We start from the raw sequence: 14951 nt of genomic DNA, 5'->3' as shown, positions 1-14951 counted from the left end.
GCCCCGTCCCGCCGCGCTCCCTGCGGTTCAGGAAAGCCACTTTGCTGCCCGGAGAGGGCCTGAAAGTGGCTTTCCTGAACTTGGGTGAACCCTCAGCGCACCAGCGCGGCCACCTCCGCCACGATCGACGACCACAGCTCGCGGGGCAGGTTGTGGCCCATCCCGGGACAGGTGACCAGCCGCGACCCCGGGACGGCCGCCGCCGTCGCGCGCCCGGCGGCCGGGCGGACGAGGGGGTCGGCCTCGCCGTGCAAGTGAGATGCGTCGAGGTCCCCACGTCCCGGTTGTCGAACCGGACGGGGCTGAAGCCCGCGTCGGCGAACTGCGCGCACAGCTCGTCGGGCCAGAAGTGCATCTGCATCCCCAGACCCATGATCAGCAGCAGCGGCTCGCCATCCTCGGGACCGACCCGCTCGAAGACCAGCTCGACCTCGCCGTTCCTGGCGCGCGCTGCGGTACCGGTCACGCGGCGCTCCGGCCGCTGCCGAGCGCTTCGGCCAGGGTCTCGGACGCGGTCGTCAGTGCCGTGTCGAGCACCTGCTCCCGACGGCGGGGGTTCATCAGGTTGCCGCCCATCGCCAGCAGGTCGGCCGCTCCCGGCAGCAGGACGGTGACGCGCGCGCCGGTGGCGCGCACCGCCTCGACCTCCGCGTCGAGCCAGCGCGTGATCAGCCGCCGGACCCCCCGTTCCACACCGACGATCGGGTCGAGGGACCGGTCGTAGTCGTGGCTGGCCAGCGGGGCGAGCACGTACACCTCGTCCAGCTCCGGCGCACCGGGCCGGGCGAGCAGCGCCAGCGACGTCGACGAGGCCACCCCACCGTCGACGTACCGGCGCCCGTCGATCGTCCGGGGCGCGAACCAGCCGGGGATCGAGCAGGAGGCCAGCACCGCGTCGGCCACGGAGGACGGCGGTGCTCCGGGCCGGCCGAAGACGACCCGCCTGCCGCTGTCGTAGTCGACGGCGACGACCCACAGCGGTGCACCGGGCACCCACCCGTCCGCGGTGATCCCGATCCGGGCCTGGAGCACGTCGACCATCCGGACGAGCGACCCCATCCGGCCTCGGCCCCGGGGCAGCAGCCCGGACGCGGCGATCACCGGGTTCATCCGCCACGGCGGTGTCGCGGCGGCGACCAGCAGCCGCGGGGAACCGAGCAGCGGCAGGGGCAGCGGCGGGAACCCCTCGCCGGACTCGCGGTCGATCGCCCGCATCTCGGGCAGGTCCTCGGGGCGTCGGTCCGCCGGGTCGGCCGGGTCGGCGCCCCGCTGGTGGGCCAGCAGCTCAGGCACGTCCATGCCGCAGCGCAACGCCGCGGCGAGCACGCTGCCCGCGCTCGTGCCGAGGACGAGATCGACCTCGCCCAGCGGGCGGTCCAGCCGGGCCGCCAGCGCCGACAGCGCGCCGACCATCCAGGCCGAGCCGAGGATGCCACCGGCGCCGAGCACCAGCCCCACCCTCGGCGCTCGTCGTGACGCGTCCCGTGTGCTCCGGCGGTCCGGCATGGTGCCCTCCTCAACGGTGAGGACCAGTTACCCGACGGTAGCAACGACGGTGAGGAAAAAGGAATACCGACGAATCACGCCTCAGTGGGCCGCTGCGCCGACGAAACGGGCGACGCCTTCCGGATCGGCGGCCGGATGGGTGTGCAGGAACGAGGCGTGCACCCCGCCGAGGACCCACCCCTCGGTGGTCGGCCCGTCGGGTGCGCCACCGTGCCAGCCCCACGCAGGACCGCCGCGCGCCCGGGCCGGACCGGCGCCCGGGGTCACGGAGCAGCGGTGGAACTCGTGTCCGGCCACCCGGCTCCCCGGCGGGAACATCGGCGACCGGGTGAGCGCGACGGCGTCGCGGTACCCGAGTGTGAGCCGCCCGGTCATCGCGGCCCGGGCAGGCAGCACCCCGCACATCGGCGCGTCGTCGAGGGACTCGCAGAGGTAGAGCAGGCCGCCGCACTCGGCGTGCACCGGCGCCCCGGAGGCGGCGAGCGCGGCCACCGCCGCACGCAGCTTCTCGTTCGCCCCCAGCACGGCGACGTGCTCCTCCGGGAACCCGCCGGGCAGCACCAGCGCCGCCGTCCCGGCGGGCAGCGACTCGTCGCGCAGCGGGTCGACCACCACGACCTCGGCACCCGCCGCCGCCAGCAGCTCGACGTGCTCGGCGTAGCCGAAGGTGAACGCGGGGCCGCCGAACACCGCCGTGCGCCGGGCGTACCCCGCTCCCGGCGGGGGAACGGCATCCGCTGCCGACCAGGTCTCGCCCGCCGGCAGCGGCTCGGCCAGGCGGAGCACCGCGTCGAGGTCGACGTGGGTGGCCACGAGCTCGGCCATCGCGGCCACGGCCGCCACCGCGTCGGCTCCGTGCTCGGCCGCAGTGACCAGCCCGAGATGCCGCGACGGGACGGCCAGCGCGTCGTGGCGCGGCAGCGCCCCGAGCACCGGCAGCCCGACCTCGTCGGCGGCTGCCCGCAGCACGGTCTCGTGGCGGGCGCTCCCCACCCGGTTGAGGACGACGCCGGCGAGCCGCACCGTCGGGTCGAACGACCGGAACCCGTGCAGCAGCGCCGCCAGGCTGCGCGACTGCCCCCGGCAGTCGACCACCAGCACCACCGGCGCCCCGAGCAGCGCGGCCACCTCCGCCGTCGAGCCGCGGCCGTCGGCGAGCCGGCCGTCGAACAGGCCCATCACCCCTTCGACGACGGCCACCTCGGCACCGGCCGCACCGTGGCGCGCGAGCGGTGCGATGCGCTCGGCCCCGACGAGCACCGGGTCGAGGTTTCGGCCCGGCCGGCCGGCCGCCAGCGTGTGGTAGCCGGGGTCGATGTAGTCCGGCCCGACCTTGAACGGGGCCACGGCCGTGCCGCGCTGCCGCAGCGCGGCCATGAGCCCCGTCGCGACGGTGGTCTTCCCGCTCCCGGACGAGGGAGCCGCGACCACGACCGCCCGCGCCGTCACGGCCGACCCCGCCCACCACATGGACACCTGTCGCGGTCCGGGACCGCTGGGGAACAGCCTGAGGTGTCCATGTGGGGGTGTCGGTTACGAGTGGCCGAGGACCGGGTGCGGGACGTACGGCGCCTCGAGCACGGCGATCTCGTCGTCGGACAGCTCGATGTCGACGGCCGCCACCGCGTCCTCGATGTGGCCGGGCTTGGTGGCCCCGACGATCGGCGCGGTGATCGCGTCCTGGTGCAGCATCCAGGCGAGCGCCACCTGCGCGAGCGGCAGGCCCCGGGCCTTCGCGACGTCGGCGACGGCGTGCACCACGGCGTCGTCGGCCTCGTTGTACATCCGGTCGCCGATCGGGTCGCTGCCGGACCGGGTGGTGGTGGCGCGCTGCTCCGGCACCCGCGCCAGGCGCCCGCGGGCCAGGGGGCTCCACGGGATGACGCCGACGCCCTGGTCGAGGCAGAGCGGGTGCATCTCCCGCTCCTCCTCGCGGTAGATCAGGTTGTAGTGGTCCTGCATCGAGACGAAGCGCGTCCAGCCGCCGAGGTCGGCCGTGTACTGCGCCTTCGCGAACTGCCAGGCGTACATGCTGGACGCGCCGATGTAGCGGGCCTTGCCCGCCTTCACGACGTCGTGCAGCGCCTCCATCGTCTCCTCGATCGGGGTCTCGGAGTCGAAGCGGTGGATCTGGTAGAGATCGACGTAGTCGGTGCCCAGGCGTCGCAACGAGTCGTCGATGCTCGCCATGATGTGCTTGCGCGACAGGCCGCGGTCGTTGGGGCGGTCGCTCATCTGCGAGAAGACCTTGGTGGCGAGCACGTAGTCGTCCCGGCGGGGGAAGAGCTCGCCGAGCAGCGTGCCGGTCACCTCCTCGCTGACTCCGAGTGAGTAGACGTCGGCGGTGTCGAAGAAGGTGACGCCGGCCTCGACGGCACTGCGCACCAGGGGGCGGGAGGCGTCGATGTCGAGCACCCACTCCCGCCACGACGACGAGCCGTAGCTCATCATCCCCAGGCACACCCGCGAGACCTGCAGTCCGGTCGAACCAAGTCGTGTGTACTCCACGCTTCGGACCCTAGCCCGCCGTTCTGTGACCGGCTCACCACTCGATGCCGCGCTGTCCCTTCTGCCCGGAATCCATCGGATGCTTGACCTTCGTGGTCTCCATGACGAGATCGGCCGCAGCCACGAGCTCCGGGGCCGCGTCCCGGCCGGTGATGATCACGTGCTGACGGCCCTGCCGCGCGTTCAGCACCTCGACCACCTCGGTGACGTCGACCCAGCCCCACTTCATCGGGTACGTGAACTCGTCGAGCACGTAGACGTCGTGGGCCTGTGCCTCGATACGGCGGCGAATCTCCGCCCAGCCCTCGGCGGCGGCAGCGGCGTGGTCGTCGTCGGTGCCCGGCTTGCGGGTCCAGGACCAGCCCTCGCCCATCTTGTGCCACTCGACCGGGCCGCCCTCGCCGGTCTCGGCGTGCACGCGGCCGAGCGCCCGGAAGGCGGCCTCCTCGCCGACCTTCCACTTGGCGGACTTGACGAACTGGAACACCCCGATCGACCAGCCCTGGCTCCAGCCGCGCAGCGCGAGCCCGAACGCCGCGGTCGACTTGCCCTTCATCTCGCCGGTGTGGACGACGACGAGCGGCCGGTTGCGGCGCTGGCGGGTGGTGAGCCCGTCCTCCGGCACGACCGTGACCTGTCCCTGCGGCATGTGTGCTCCTCCCTCACGCGGCCCGGGCGGCGCGGACCACCCCGGCCACCTGGTCGGCCGAGAGCTCCGCGAGCCCGAGAGCCGGTCCCCCGGCCGCGGCGGCGACGCGGGCGGCGAGGCCGAGCCGGACCGGGCCGCTCTCGCAGTCGACCACCACGGTGGCCACCCCGTCGGCCGCTAGCAGGGCCGCGGCGCGGCAGGCGTCGTGCACGGGGTCGCCGCCCGGCCGCGCGGCGACGGTGGCGCGGCCGTCGGTGAGCAGCACGAGCAGGGGGCGGCGGCGCGGGTCGCGCAGCCGCTCGACGCGCAGCACGGCCCTGGCGCGCAGCAGCCCGTCCGCCAGCGGCGTGCGCCCGCCCGTCCGCATCGCGGCGAGCCGGACCTGCGCCGCCGGGACGCTGGACGTGGGCGGCAGCACGAGCTCGGCCGCCGTGCCCCGGAACGTGACGAGCCCGACCTTGTCCCGGCGCTGGTAGGCGTCGCGCAGCAGGGACAGGACCGCCCCGCTGACGGCCGACATCCGCGCCCGGGCGGCCATCGAGCCCGACGCGTCCACGGCGAACAGCACGAGGTTGCCTTCCCGGCCTTCCCGTTCGGCGCGCCGCAGGTCGCCGGTGCGCAGCAGCAGCCCGGCGCCCGCCCGGCCGCGGGCCCGCTGGTGCGGGGCGGCGGCGGCGATGGTGGCGGCGAGGTGCAGGTCGGCGGCGCGGCGCGGGGCCTCGCCGGACGCGCGGACGACCCGTCCGGTGTCGGTGCGCGCCCGCGACCGGCGCCCGGGTGCGCCCTCCCCCACCCCGGGGACCTGCAGCAGGCGGGCCCGGAACGGGGTGGACGGGGGCGGCGCGGGGGCGGCCCGGCCGTCGCCACCGGGGGCGGCACCGCTCGGGGCGGGCTGCCGCTCACCGTCGGGCTGCGACGGCTCCGGGGCGGTCGTGTCCTCGGCCTGCGGAGGGTCGGCGGGCGCATCGCCGCCGGTGCGCCGCCCGTCGTCCGGGGCGCCGTCGGAGCCACCGCCACCGGGGCCGTCGTCGTCCGGGCCCCCGCCGTCGTCGGGGCCGTCCGGGCCGTCGGGGTGTTGCTGCCCCGCCTCCCGCAGCGCCTCGTCGAGGGCATCGTCGTCGATCCCCGGCTCGTCGAACGGGTCGCGGCGGCGGCGGTGTGGCAGCGCGAGCCGGGCGGCCACGCGCACGTCCTCCTCGGCCACCGCGTCGGCGCCCCGCCAGGCGGCGTGGGCCACGGCGGCACGGGCGATGACGAGGTCGGCGCGCATGCCGTCGACGTCGAACGCCGCGCAGACGGCGGCGATCCGGCGCAGCTCGGCGTCGGGCAGCACGACGGACCCGACCCGGGCCCGCGCGGCGGCGATCCGCTCGGCGGTGGCGGACTCGGCGTCGCGCCATGCGGCGGTGAACGCGACCGGATCGGCCTCGAACGCCAGCCGGCGGCGGACCACCTCGACCCGCGTGGCCACGTCCCGGGCCGCCCGCACCTCGACGGCGAGCCCGAACCGGTCGAGCAGCTGCGGGCGCAGCTCGCCCTCCTCCGGGTTCATCGTGCCGACCAGCAGGAACCGGGCAGCGTGTGACACCGAGACGCCGTCGCGCTCCACGTGGGCGCGGCCCATGGCGGCGGCGTCGAGGAGCAGGTCGACGAGGTGGTCGTGCAGGAGGTTGACCTCGTCGACGTAGAGCACGCCGCGGTGGGCGTCGGCGAGCAGTCCCGGCTGGTAGGCGCGTACGCCCTCGCTCAGCGCGCGCTCGAGGTCGAGCGAACCGACGAGCCGGTCCTCCGTGGCTCCCACGGGCAGCTCGACGAGCCGGGCGGCGCGGGTCTCGTGGCCGGCGGTCGTGGCGTGCGGCCCGTCGGGGCACTCCGGGTCGGGGGCCGCGGGGTCGCAGCTGAACCGGCAGCCCGCCAGTACGTGCAGCCGGGGCAGGAGCGCCGCCAGGGCACGCACGGCCGTGGACTTCGCGGTGCCCTTCTCCCCGCGCACCAGCACCCCGCCGACACCGGGGTGCACGGCGTTGAGCAGCAGGGCGAGCCGCAGGTCGTCGTGGCCGACGACGGCGGAGAAGGGGAACGTGCTCACGCCGGGGAGCCTGCCAGACCGGAGGTCACCACCGGGAGGTCCGCCGGTGTTCCGTGATTGATGACATGTTCAAGTGTGCGGGTGTCGAGGTGCTCCTCGACCAGGTCGCCGAGCAGGTCGAGCTGGGCGCCGCGGCGCGCCGCGAAGCTGGTGTCGGGGGCGGGCCGGAACCCCGTCCGTCCGGTCTGGTCCGCGACGCGGCGCAGCAACCTGCGCCGGAAGCCGTCGTTCTCGAGCAGGCCGTGCCAATGGGTGCCGAGGACGACACCCGCGTCGGACCCCTCCGCTTCGCCCGAGGCCGCGTCCGTCAGCAGGGCGGGATCACCGGTGTGCACCACGCGGCCGTGGTGGATCTCGTAGCCCCGCACCACCTCGCCCCACGCCGTTCCCGCCGGGTTGCCCAGCTGCTTGTCGGCGGCGAACTCGACCTCCAGGTCCAGCAGCCCGAGTCCGTCGGCCTCTCCCCCCTCCACGCCGTGCGGGTCGGCGATCCGGCGCCCGAGCATCTGGTAGCCGCCGCAGATCCCGAGCACCGGACGTCCGGCACGTGCGTGGGCGACCACTCCGTCGGCGAGCCCGGTGCGGCGCAGCCACGCCAGGTCGGCGACGGTGGCCTTCGAGCCGGGCAGCACCACCAGGTCCGCGTCGAGCAGCCGGGACGGCTCGGTCGCGTAGCGGACGGCGACGCCGGGCTCGCACGCCAGCGCCTCCGCGTCGGTGGCGTTGGAGATCCGGGGCAGCCGGACCACGGCCACGCGCAGCCACTGCGACCCGTGCGGCGGCGCCGGCCGGCCGAGCACCCCGTCGGCCACGGCGGACAGCGAGTCCTCGGCGTCGATCCAGAGGTCGTCGGCCCACGGCACGACCCCCAGCGTCGGACGTCCGGTGAGCACACCGAGCCGGTCGAGCCCGGGGGTGAGCAGGGAGACGTCGCCGCGGAACTTGTTGATGACGAACCCCGCGATGCGGGCCTGGTCCGCCGCGTCCAGGACGGCGAGGGTGCCGAACAGGTGCGCGAGCACACCGCCGCGGTCGATGTCGCCGACCACGACCACCGGCAGGTCGGCGGCCTGCGCGAGACCCATGTTCGCGATGTCGGTGGCCCGCAGGTTGATCTCCGCAGGCGATCCGGCCCCCTCGCAGACCACCACGTCGTGGCGCTCGCGCAGTCCGGCCAGCTCCGCAGCGACCACGTCGAGCAGTGCCGCCTTGCGCGCGTAGTAGGACCGCGCGCTCACCGTGCCCTCGACCCGCCCGCGCACCACCACCTGCGAGCTGCGGTCGCTCCCCGGTTTGAGGAGCACCGGGTTGAAGGCGACGCTGGGCTCCAGCCCGCAGGCGTGCGCCTGCATCGCCTGGGCCCGCCCGATCTCGCCGCCGTCGGCCGTGACCACCGAGTTGTTCGACATGTTCTGCGCCTTGAACGGCGCCACGGCCACGCCCCGGCGCGCGAGCCAGCGACAGATCCCGGCGACGAGGGCACTCTTCCCGGCGTCCGACGTCGTGCCGGCCACGAGCAACGCCCCACTGACCACGCCAGAACACTACGTCGGCGGAGCCCTCCTGCTCCCGAGTGGCGCGAGCGCCTACCGTGGACCTGTGCGGTTCCTTCTTCGCCCTGGGTGGCTGGCGTTCGTCGCGGTCGTGATCGGGTTCGCCGTGGCCTGCTACACGCTGCTGGCGCCGTGGCAGTTCGGCCGCGAAGCCCAGCGCGACGCCGAGCAGCAGGCCATCGACGCCTCCTACCGCACGCCGCCCGTCCCGCTCGCCGACCTCGTGGCCAGCGGCACCGGGGTGCGCCCGGACGTCGAGTGGCGGCAGGTCACGGTGACCGGAACCTACGTGCCCGAGGCCGAGGGGCTCGTGCGGCTGCGCGTGGTGGACGGCAAGCCGGCGTTCGAGGTCCTCACCCCGTTGCGGACGGAGGACGGGCGGCTCGTCGCGGTCGACCGCGGGTACGTCATCACCACCGGCGGGGTGACGGTGCCCAGCTTCGCGCCCGCGCCGCCGGGAACCGTCACCCTGACGGGCCGGCTGCGGCTGGACGAGACAGATCCGCAGAACCGCCCTGTGCAGATCGACTCCGGCCACCGGCAGCTCTACGCCGCCGACTCCCGCGCACTCGGCGCCGCCACCGGCCTCACGCTGGAGCCGGGCTACCTGCAGCTGTCGGCCGGCCAGCCGGGAGTTCTCGGGCCCCTCGCCGTTGCGGAGAGCACGGGCGGCGCCCCGTTCACGAACTTCTCCTACGCCCTGCAGTGGCTCACCTTCGGCGCGATCGCGATCTTCGCGCTGGGCTACTTCATCCGGCTGGAGATCCTGCAGCGCCGGGGACGCGACCGGCGCGGCGAGCGCACCGCGCTGCGCCAGGCACTCGCGGGTGACGACGACGATCCGCCTCCGGCGCCGGAGCGGCCCGCGCCGGACGAGACCCCGCTCGCCGACCGCTACGGCCGTAACTAGCCGAACCCGGCACGGGCGGTCCGTGTCATCGGCAGGGGGAGCCGTTCCCGTCCGCCGTTCGTTCGTGGACCGGGAATGCCGGGGAGTACGGCGCCCGCATCTCGATGACGGGCGGCACGGATCGAGCGGCACACCTCGTCACGACGTGGGGATCACCGCCACCGCGCAGGGCCCGCCGGGCGCTCGCCGCGGCCGGCCCCGCCGTAGGTCAGGAGCGGACGAGCTCGGCGGCTCGTTCCGCGATGGCGTAGACGGTGGCGTTGGTGTTGGCCGGCACCGGGCTCGGCATCACCGAGGCGTCGACGACCCGGACGCCCTGGAAGCCCCGCAGCCGCAGGTCCGGGTCGACCACGGCGTGGTCGTCGACGCCCATGCGGCAGGTTCCGGCGTAGTGGTGGTAGCTGCGCAGGCTGCGGTATACGTAGGCCCGCAGCTCCTCCTCGCTCTGCGTGCCGACACCCGGCTGGGCCTCCTCACCGCGCCAGGCATCGAAGGCGGGCGCGATGCCCAGCTCACGGGCGATGCGCAGCCCGGTGACCATCGCATCGACATCACGACTGTCGGTGTAGTAGCGAGGGTCGATCACCGGCAACGCGCCCGGGGTCGGGCCCGCGAGGCGGACGGTGCCCCGGCTGAACGGCGCCATCAGGCTGACCGCGAGGGTGTAGCCGGCGCCGGGCTCGGGGCCCGGCAGGGTGGCAGTACGCAACGGAACGACCGAGCAGAACACCTGCAGGTCGGGCCACGGGACCTCCGGGCTGCTGCGCAGCGTGCCCTTGACCTCACCACCACCGTTGCTCGTGGAGGGCGGCACGGGGCGGGTCGAGTGGTAGATCAGCGTCGTCATCGGGTGGTCATGGACGTTGGCACCCACGTCGGGGACGTCGGCGAGGACCGGGATCCCGAACTCCCGCAGGTGCTCCTGCGGGCCGATACCCGACAGCATCAGCAACTGCGGGGTGCCGACCGCACCGGCGGCCAGGAGCACCTCGCTGCTGCAGTGGGCGGTGACGACCGAGGTGCCGGTGGAGTACTCGACACCGGTGCAGCGGTCGCCGTCGACGACGAGCCGGTGTACGAGCGCGTCGGTGACCAGGTCGAGGTTGGGCCGGTCGAGCACAGACAGCAGGTACGCATCCGCGGCGCTCTGCCGTTTGCCGTCGACGATGGTGAACTCCCCCCAACCGAACCCTTCGGCCAGGCCGCTGTTGATGTCGTCGACGACGGGGTAGCCGACCTGCCCGACCGCCTCCATCGCGGCCAGCGACAACGGGTGGGGTTCCGTGGGCGTCCAGAGCGACAGTGGGCCGTCCTGGCCGCGCACGGCCGGATCGCGCCCTTCCACACGCTCGGTGTGCTTGAGACAGGGCAACAGGTCGTCGAAGCCCCAGCCCTTCAACCCGGCCGAGACCCATGCATCGTGGCTCGCCCGATGGCCACGCATGAACGCCATCGCGTTGATCGCCGACGACCCACCCAGACCACGGCCCCGCGGCCACGCCTCCGTGCGACCCACACCCTCCAGCACGACGGTGTGATCCCCCCAGTCCATCGAGGACCCGGTCAGGCTCGGCCACGCCCGCGGCACCGCCGCCGCCTCCAGCGGCTCACGCCCACCCGCCTCCAGTAGCAGGACCCGCGTGTCCGGGTCCTCGGTCAGCCGCGCCGCGACCACGCAACCCGCCGATCCCGCACCGACGACGATGAAGTCGTACTCATCCGCTGAAGGTCCCACAATCCGACCCTTCTGTAGTTATTAGTATTACTAATCATAGGTTTCGGCCACCCGTCACACCTCCGTGACTCCTCTCACCGGAATCGGGAATTCGGTCTTGTGAATCGCGCCGTTCCGATCCGCTCGCGACAGCTTCGAGGGGACGGCGATGAGTTACCGCTCCCGGGGCGGTCTCACCTGTCGTACCGACCGCCGAAGGGACCAGCTGTGCAGCAGAAGATCATCCCCAACCTGTGGTTCGACACCGAGGCCGAGGAGGCCGTGGCCTTCTACCTCTCGGTCTTCCCGAACTCACGCATCAGGAAGGTCAGCCACTACGGCGAGGGTGGCCCCCGGCCTGCCGGCATGGTCATGACCGTGGAGTTCGAACTGGACGGACAGCGGTTCGTCGGCATCAACGGGGGCCCCGAGTTCACGTTCGACGAGGCCGTCTCCTTCCAGATCAGCTGCGAGAACCAGGAGGAGGTCGACCACTACTGGGACCGGCTGTCCGATGGCGGGGAGGAAGGGCCCTGCGGGTGGCTCAAGGATCGGTTCGGGTTGTCGTGGCAGGTCGTCCCCACGGCCTTCGAGGAACTGCTGGCCGATCCCGACCCGGCACGTGCCCAGCGTGCGATGCAGGCGATGTTCTCGATGACCAAGCTCGACATCGCCGCCCTGCGCAGCGCCGCCGACGGTGTTCCGGTGACCTGACGGAGCGACGGGCCGCTACGACGAGGGGCGCCCGCGCGCCGACGCCCGCACCGTCGCCACCGCGGCCGCCAGCCCGGCAGCAGCCCATCCGACCAGCCGGGACAGCCGGGCGGCCCGTCGCAGATCCGCGGGCGAGGGCGCGGGGCCTGCGCCGAGGCGGGGGCGCTCCTCCACCCCGTGCGGGTAGACCGTGCGCCCGCCGAGGCCCACGCCCAGCGCCCCTGCCGCGGCCGCCTCCACGGGGCCGGCGTTCGGGCTGGGGTGCGCACCGGCGTCCCGGCGCCACGCCCTCAGTGCCGCCACCGGCGAGCCGCCGACCGCGGGGGCGAGCGCCGCGAACAGCAGCGCCGCCACCCGGGCGGGCAGCAGGTTGGCCAGGTCGTCGAGCCTCGCGGCTGCCCACCCGAACCGCAGGTAGCGGGCCGAGCGGTAGCCGACCATCGCGTCGAGGGTGTTCACGGCGCGGTAGCCGAGAAGCCCGGGAACCCCCGCCACGGCGCCCCACAGCAGCGGGGCCACCACCGCGTCGGGGGTGTTCTCGGCCATCGACTCGGTGCCCGCCCTGGCCATCCCGGCGGCGTCGAGTGCCGCGGGGTCTCGGCCGCACAGCGACGGCAACCGCAGCCGGGCCGCCGCCAGGTCGCCGTCGGTGAGCTCGGTCGCGAGTGCGCTGCCGTGGCGGGAAAGCGACGTGCCGCCGAGCACGGCCCACGTGGCCACGGCGGTGAGTGCCACGTCCGCCAGCGGGTGGCCCGCCACCGCACGCCGGGCGAGCACACCCAGCCCCGCGGCCGCCGTCACGAGCACGGCGGTGTGGCCGGCCCCGGCGACCCGGCTGTCGGCGTAGCAGCGGCGTTCGAGAGCGGCGGCCACCGCACCGAAGCCGGCCACCGGATGCCCCCGGCGGGGGTCACCCGCCACGGCGTCCGCGACCGTTCCGAGCAGGAGGCCGGCCGGTCGGACCCACCCGTTCGCTCTCACGCCGCGACGGTACGGCGGCGCAGCTACTCGCCGCCCACTGCCTGACCGAGCCGCAGTCCGTAGAGCCGCTCGGCCTCACGGGCGATCCGGTGCAGTGAGCACGGCCATCGGGAGCCCGACCCGCTGGAGGTGCGGCAGGCGACACACCGGCCCATCCGGTCGGCGACGTGCGCTGCCAGCAACCGTCGCCACACCTCCGGCATGCCCGCCATCACCTCCGCCAAGGGACCAGCACCGGGCGTGCGTGGTTGCGTCACAACTCGTTGAACTCCGCCAGGAGAGGAGAGCATGCCCGGCCCCGCCGTCCTGTCGACGAGCGGTATACAGGCTGCGGTCAGCGCCACCCGTCCGGCCGAATCCGTCCTGACTGTCGGGGATCGCCGGTTACCGTCCGCCGCTCGTCGCCCCGAACAGGTGATGGGTGCGGGCGGCTGCCCCGGCCGACCCGGCGCTCCACCGCCGGGCCTGCTCACGCAGCGGAACAGCTGCTTCCATCGGTCAGAGGACGAACTCGCCGCCGGACGGCCCGGCACCGGCGCCGGTGCCGCGTAGCTCCGTCTCCCGCCCACGCAGCTCCACTCTCCTGATCTTCCCCGAGATCGTCTTGGGTAGCTCGGCGAACTCCAGCCGCCGGATCCGCTTGTAGGGGGCGAGGTTGTCGCGGGCGAACTCCAGGATCGCCCGCGCCGTCTCCTCCGTCGGCTCGTGTCCCGCGGCGAGCACCACGTACGCCTTGGGGACGGCGAGGCGCACCGGGTCCGGTGACGGGACGACCGCGGCCTCCGCGACCGCCGGGTGCTCGATGAGCACGCTCTCCAGCTCGAACGGGCTGATCCGGTAGTCCGAGGCCTTGAACACGTCGTCGGAGCGCCCGACGTAGGTGATGTAGCCGTCCGCGTCGCGGGAGCCGACGTCGCCGGTGTGGTAGTAGCCCCCGGCCATCGCCTCGGCGTTGCGCTCCTCGTCGCCGTGGTAGCCGACCATCAACCCGAGCGGCCGCTGCGACAGGTCGATGCAGATCTCCCCCTCGTCGGCCGGCTGCCCGCTCACCGGGTCCACCAGCACGATCGGGTAGCCCGGGATCGGACGGCCCATCGACCCGGGCTTGACGAGCTGCCCCGGCGGGTTGCCGATCTGCACGGTGCTCTCGGTCTGCCCGAACCCGTCACGGATCCGGACGCCCCACGCCTTCTCGACCTGGTCGATCACCTCGGGGTTGAGCGGCTCCCCCGCCCCCACGACCTTCGCGGGCGGGTTCGCCAGGCCGGACAGGTCGGCCTGGATGAGCATCCGCCACACCGTCGGCGGGGCGCAGAAGCTCGTGACGGCGCAGCGGTCGAGCACCGCGAGCACGCTCTCCGCGTCGAACTTCGAGTAGTTCATGACCAGCACGCAGGACTCGGCGATCCACGGCGCGAAGACGTTGCTCCACGCGTGCTTGGCCCAGCCGGGCGAGGAGATGTTGAGGTGGATGTCGCCGGGCTGCAGGCCGATCCAGTACATCGTGGACAGGTGGCCGACGGGGTAGGACGCGTGCGTGTGCTCCACGAGCTTCGGCTTCGCCGTCGTGCCGGAGGTGAAGTACAGCAGGAGCGTGTCGGAACCCCTGGTCACGCCGTCGGGCGCGAAGACGGAGGATGCGGTGTCGGCGTCGCCGTAGTCGAGCCAGCCCTCGGGGGCGCCGCGCACCGCGATGCGCGTGTAGTCGCCGTCGACGGCGTCGAACTTGCCGGTGTCGGCGGCACCGACGACGACGTGCCGCGCGCCGCCGCGGTCGAGCCGGTCGCGCAGGTCGGCCGGGGTGAGCAGCGTGGTGGCCGGGATGACCACGGCGCCGAGCTTCATCGCGGCGAGCAGCGTCTCCCAAAGCTCGACCTGGTTGCCGAGCATGAGGATGATCCGGTCCCCGCGGGCCACCCCGTGGTCGCGCAGCCAGTTGGCGACCTTGTTCGAGCGTGCGGAGAGCTCCCGGTAGCTCCAGTACGCCTCGCTGCCGTCCTGCTCGACGATCCACAGTGCCCGGGCCGCGCCACGTTCGGGGTCGGCGGCGACGGTGTCGAAGTGGTCGGTCGCCCAGTTGAACTCGTCGATCTCGGGCCAGCGGAACTCACGGTAGGCGGTCTCGTAGTCCTCCCGATGTGCCACGAGGAACTCGCGCGCCGCGTAGAAAGCCTCAGCCGACCGATTCATGACCTCACCTCGGGAAGTTCGCAACTCTGCTCGTCGCACCCTAGTGAGCGCGTCACGCTGTGTTCCAACTCCGCTCGGCGGGGTGGCAAGGTCTGATCCCCCGGACGCGCCGAACACATCGGGCCTGCGCATCACGC

The 14951-nt window shown here is 73.8% G+C and carries 13 protein-coding genes; 2 read left to right on the top strand and 11 right to left on the bottom strand.

The annotated features are described in order from the left end of the window. Positions 1 to 92: 92 nt before the first annotated feature. The 7 genes from ACQPZA_RS10235 to ACQPZA_RS10205 all read right to left on the bottom strand — a co-directional run bounded on the left by ACQPZA_RS10235 (position 93) and on the right by ACQPZA_RS10205 (position 8287). A complete protein-coding gene (locus ACQPZA_RS10235) occupies positions 93 to 254 on the bottom strand; it encodes an alpha/beta fold hydrolase (protein ID WP_433279985.1) in 162 nt (53 codons plus the stop codon). A gap of 208 nt (positions 255 to 462) precedes the next feature. Beyond that, positions 463 to 1506, bottom strand: a complete 1044-nt coding sequence (locus ACQPZA_RS10230) for a patatin-like phospholipase family protein (protein WP_169398875.1) — start codon at positions 1504 to 1506, stop codon at positions 463 to 465. Between the two features lie 81 nt (positions 1507 to 1587). Continuing rightward, on the bottom strand, positions 1588 to 2976 hold the full coding sequence (locus ACQPZA_RS10225; protein ID WP_433282751.1) for a cobyrinate a,c-diamide synthase: 1389 nt from the start codon (positions 2974 to 2976) through the stop codon (positions 1588 to 1590). A gap of 63 nt (positions 2977 to 3039) precedes the next feature. Next, positions 3040 to 4014: an aldo/keto reductase gene (locus ACQPZA_RS10220; protein WP_433279982.1), complete on the bottom strand. Its 975-nt coding sequence runs from the start codon at positions 4012 to 4014 to the stop codon at positions 3040 to 3042. Between the two features lie 34 nt (positions 4015 to 4048). Continuing rightward, positions 4049 to 4663, bottom strand: coding sequence for a cob(I)yrinic acid a,c-diamide adenosyltransferase (cobO, locus tag ACQPZA_RS10215; protein WP_169398878.1), 615 nt, complete (start codon positions 4661 to 4663; stop codon positions 4049 to 4051). Positions 4664 to 4676: 13 nt separating this feature from the next. Continuing rightward, positions 4677 to 6752: a putative cobaltochelatase gene (locus ACQPZA_RS10210; RefSeq protein WP_433279980.1), complete on the bottom strand. Its 2076-nt coding sequence runs from the start codon at positions 6750 to 6752 to the stop codon at positions 4677 to 4679. After that, complete coding sequence (locus ACQPZA_RS10205) at positions 6749 to 8287, bottom strand: cobyric acid synthase (RefSeq protein WP_433279978.1); 1539 nt, start codon at positions 8285 to 8287, stop codon at positions 6749 to 6751. Before ACQPZA_RS10205 ends, ACQPZA_RS10210 begins: the two co-directional genes overlap by 4 nt. Positions 8288 to 8351: 64 nt before the next feature. Here ACQPZA_RS10205 and ACQPZA_RS10200 point away from each other — a divergent pair, with 64 nt between their 5' ends. Then, positions 8352 to 9215 carry an SURF1 family cytochrome oxidase biogenesis protein gene (locus ACQPZA_RS10200; RefSeq protein WP_433279976.1) on the top strand — a complete coding sequence of 288 codons (864 nt, stop codon included), beginning with the start codon at positions 8352 to 8354 and terminating at the stop codon, positions 9213 to 9215. Between the two features lie 208 nt (positions 9216 to 9423). Here ACQPZA_RS10200 and ACQPZA_RS10195 read toward each other — a convergent pair whose 3' ends face one another. Continuing rightward, entirely contained in the window at positions 9424 to 10950 is a 1527-nt protein-coding gene (locus ACQPZA_RS10195) for a GMC family oxidoreductase (RefSeq protein WP_433279974.1), read from the bottom strand. A gap of 207 nt (positions 10951 to 11157) precedes the next feature. Here ACQPZA_RS10195 and ACQPZA_RS10190 point away from each other — a divergent pair, with 207 nt between their 5' ends. Then, positions 11158 to 11643 (top strand): VOC family protein, encoded by a 486-nt coding sequence (locus tag ACQPZA_RS10190; protein ID WP_433279972.1) that lies wholly within the window; start codon positions 11158 to 11160, stop codon positions 11641 to 11643. A gap of 15 nt (positions 11644 to 11658) precedes the next feature. Here ACQPZA_RS10190 and ACQPZA_RS10185 read toward each other — a convergent pair whose 3' ends face one another. The 3 genes from ACQPZA_RS10185 to ACQPZA_RS10175 form a co-directional block, all read right to left on the bottom strand. After that, positions 11659 to 12624 carry a cobalamin biosynthesis protein gene (locus ACQPZA_RS10185; protein WP_433279970.1) on the bottom strand — a complete coding sequence of 322 codons (966 nt, stop codon included), beginning with the start codon at positions 12622 to 12624 and terminating at the stop codon, positions 11659 to 11661. Positions 12625 to 12647: 23 nt separating this feature from the next. Beyond that, positions 12648 to 12827, bottom strand: a complete 180-nt coding sequence (locus ACQPZA_RS10180) for a hypothetical protein (protein ID WP_169398682.1) — start codon at positions 12825 to 12827, stop codon at positions 12648 to 12650. Between the two features lie 295 nt (positions 12828 to 13122). Further along, positions 13123 to 14814 (bottom strand): AMP-binding protein, encoded by a 1692-nt coding sequence (locus ACQPZA_RS10175; RefSeq protein ID WP_433279968.1) that lies wholly within the window; start codon positions 14812 to 14814, stop codon positions 13123 to 13125. Positions 14815 to 14951 lie beyond the last annotated feature (137 nt).

The sequence above is a fragment of the Pseudonocardia xinjiangensis genome (genome assembly GCF_050948425.1).
GTDB lineage: Bacteria > Actinomycetota > Actinomycetes > Mycobacteriales > Pseudonocardiaceae > Pseudonocardia > Pseudonocardia xinjiangensis.
Note: the sequence above shows the minus strand (reverse complement) of the source record. Positions and strands in the feature narration are given on the sequence as shown.

What these genes read in the sequence shown, in the direction of transcription:
- ACQPZA_RS10230 (WP_169398875.1), bottom strand. Translation starts at nt 1,506, where the DNA reads ATGCCGGACCGCCGGAGCACACGGGACGCGTCACGACGAGCGCCGAGG.
- ACQPZA_RS10225 (WP_433282751.1), bottom strand. Translation starts at nt 2,976, where the DNA reads ATGTGGTGGGCGGGGTCGGCCGTGACGGCGCGGGCGGTCGTGGTCGCG.
- cobO (WP_169398878.1), bottom strand. Translation starts at nt 4,663, where the DNA reads ATGCCGCAGGGACAGGTCACGGTCGTGCCGGAGGACGGGCTCACCACC.
- ACQPZA_RS10180 (WP_169398682.1), bottom strand. Translation starts at nt 12,827, where the DNA reads ATGCCGGAGGTGTGGCGACGGTTGCTGGCAGCGCACGTCGCCGACCGG.
- ACQPZA_RS10175 (WP_433279968.1), bottom strand. Translation starts at nt 14,814, where the DNA reads ATGAATCGGTCGGCTGAGGCTTTCTACGCGGCGCGCGAGTTCCTCGTG.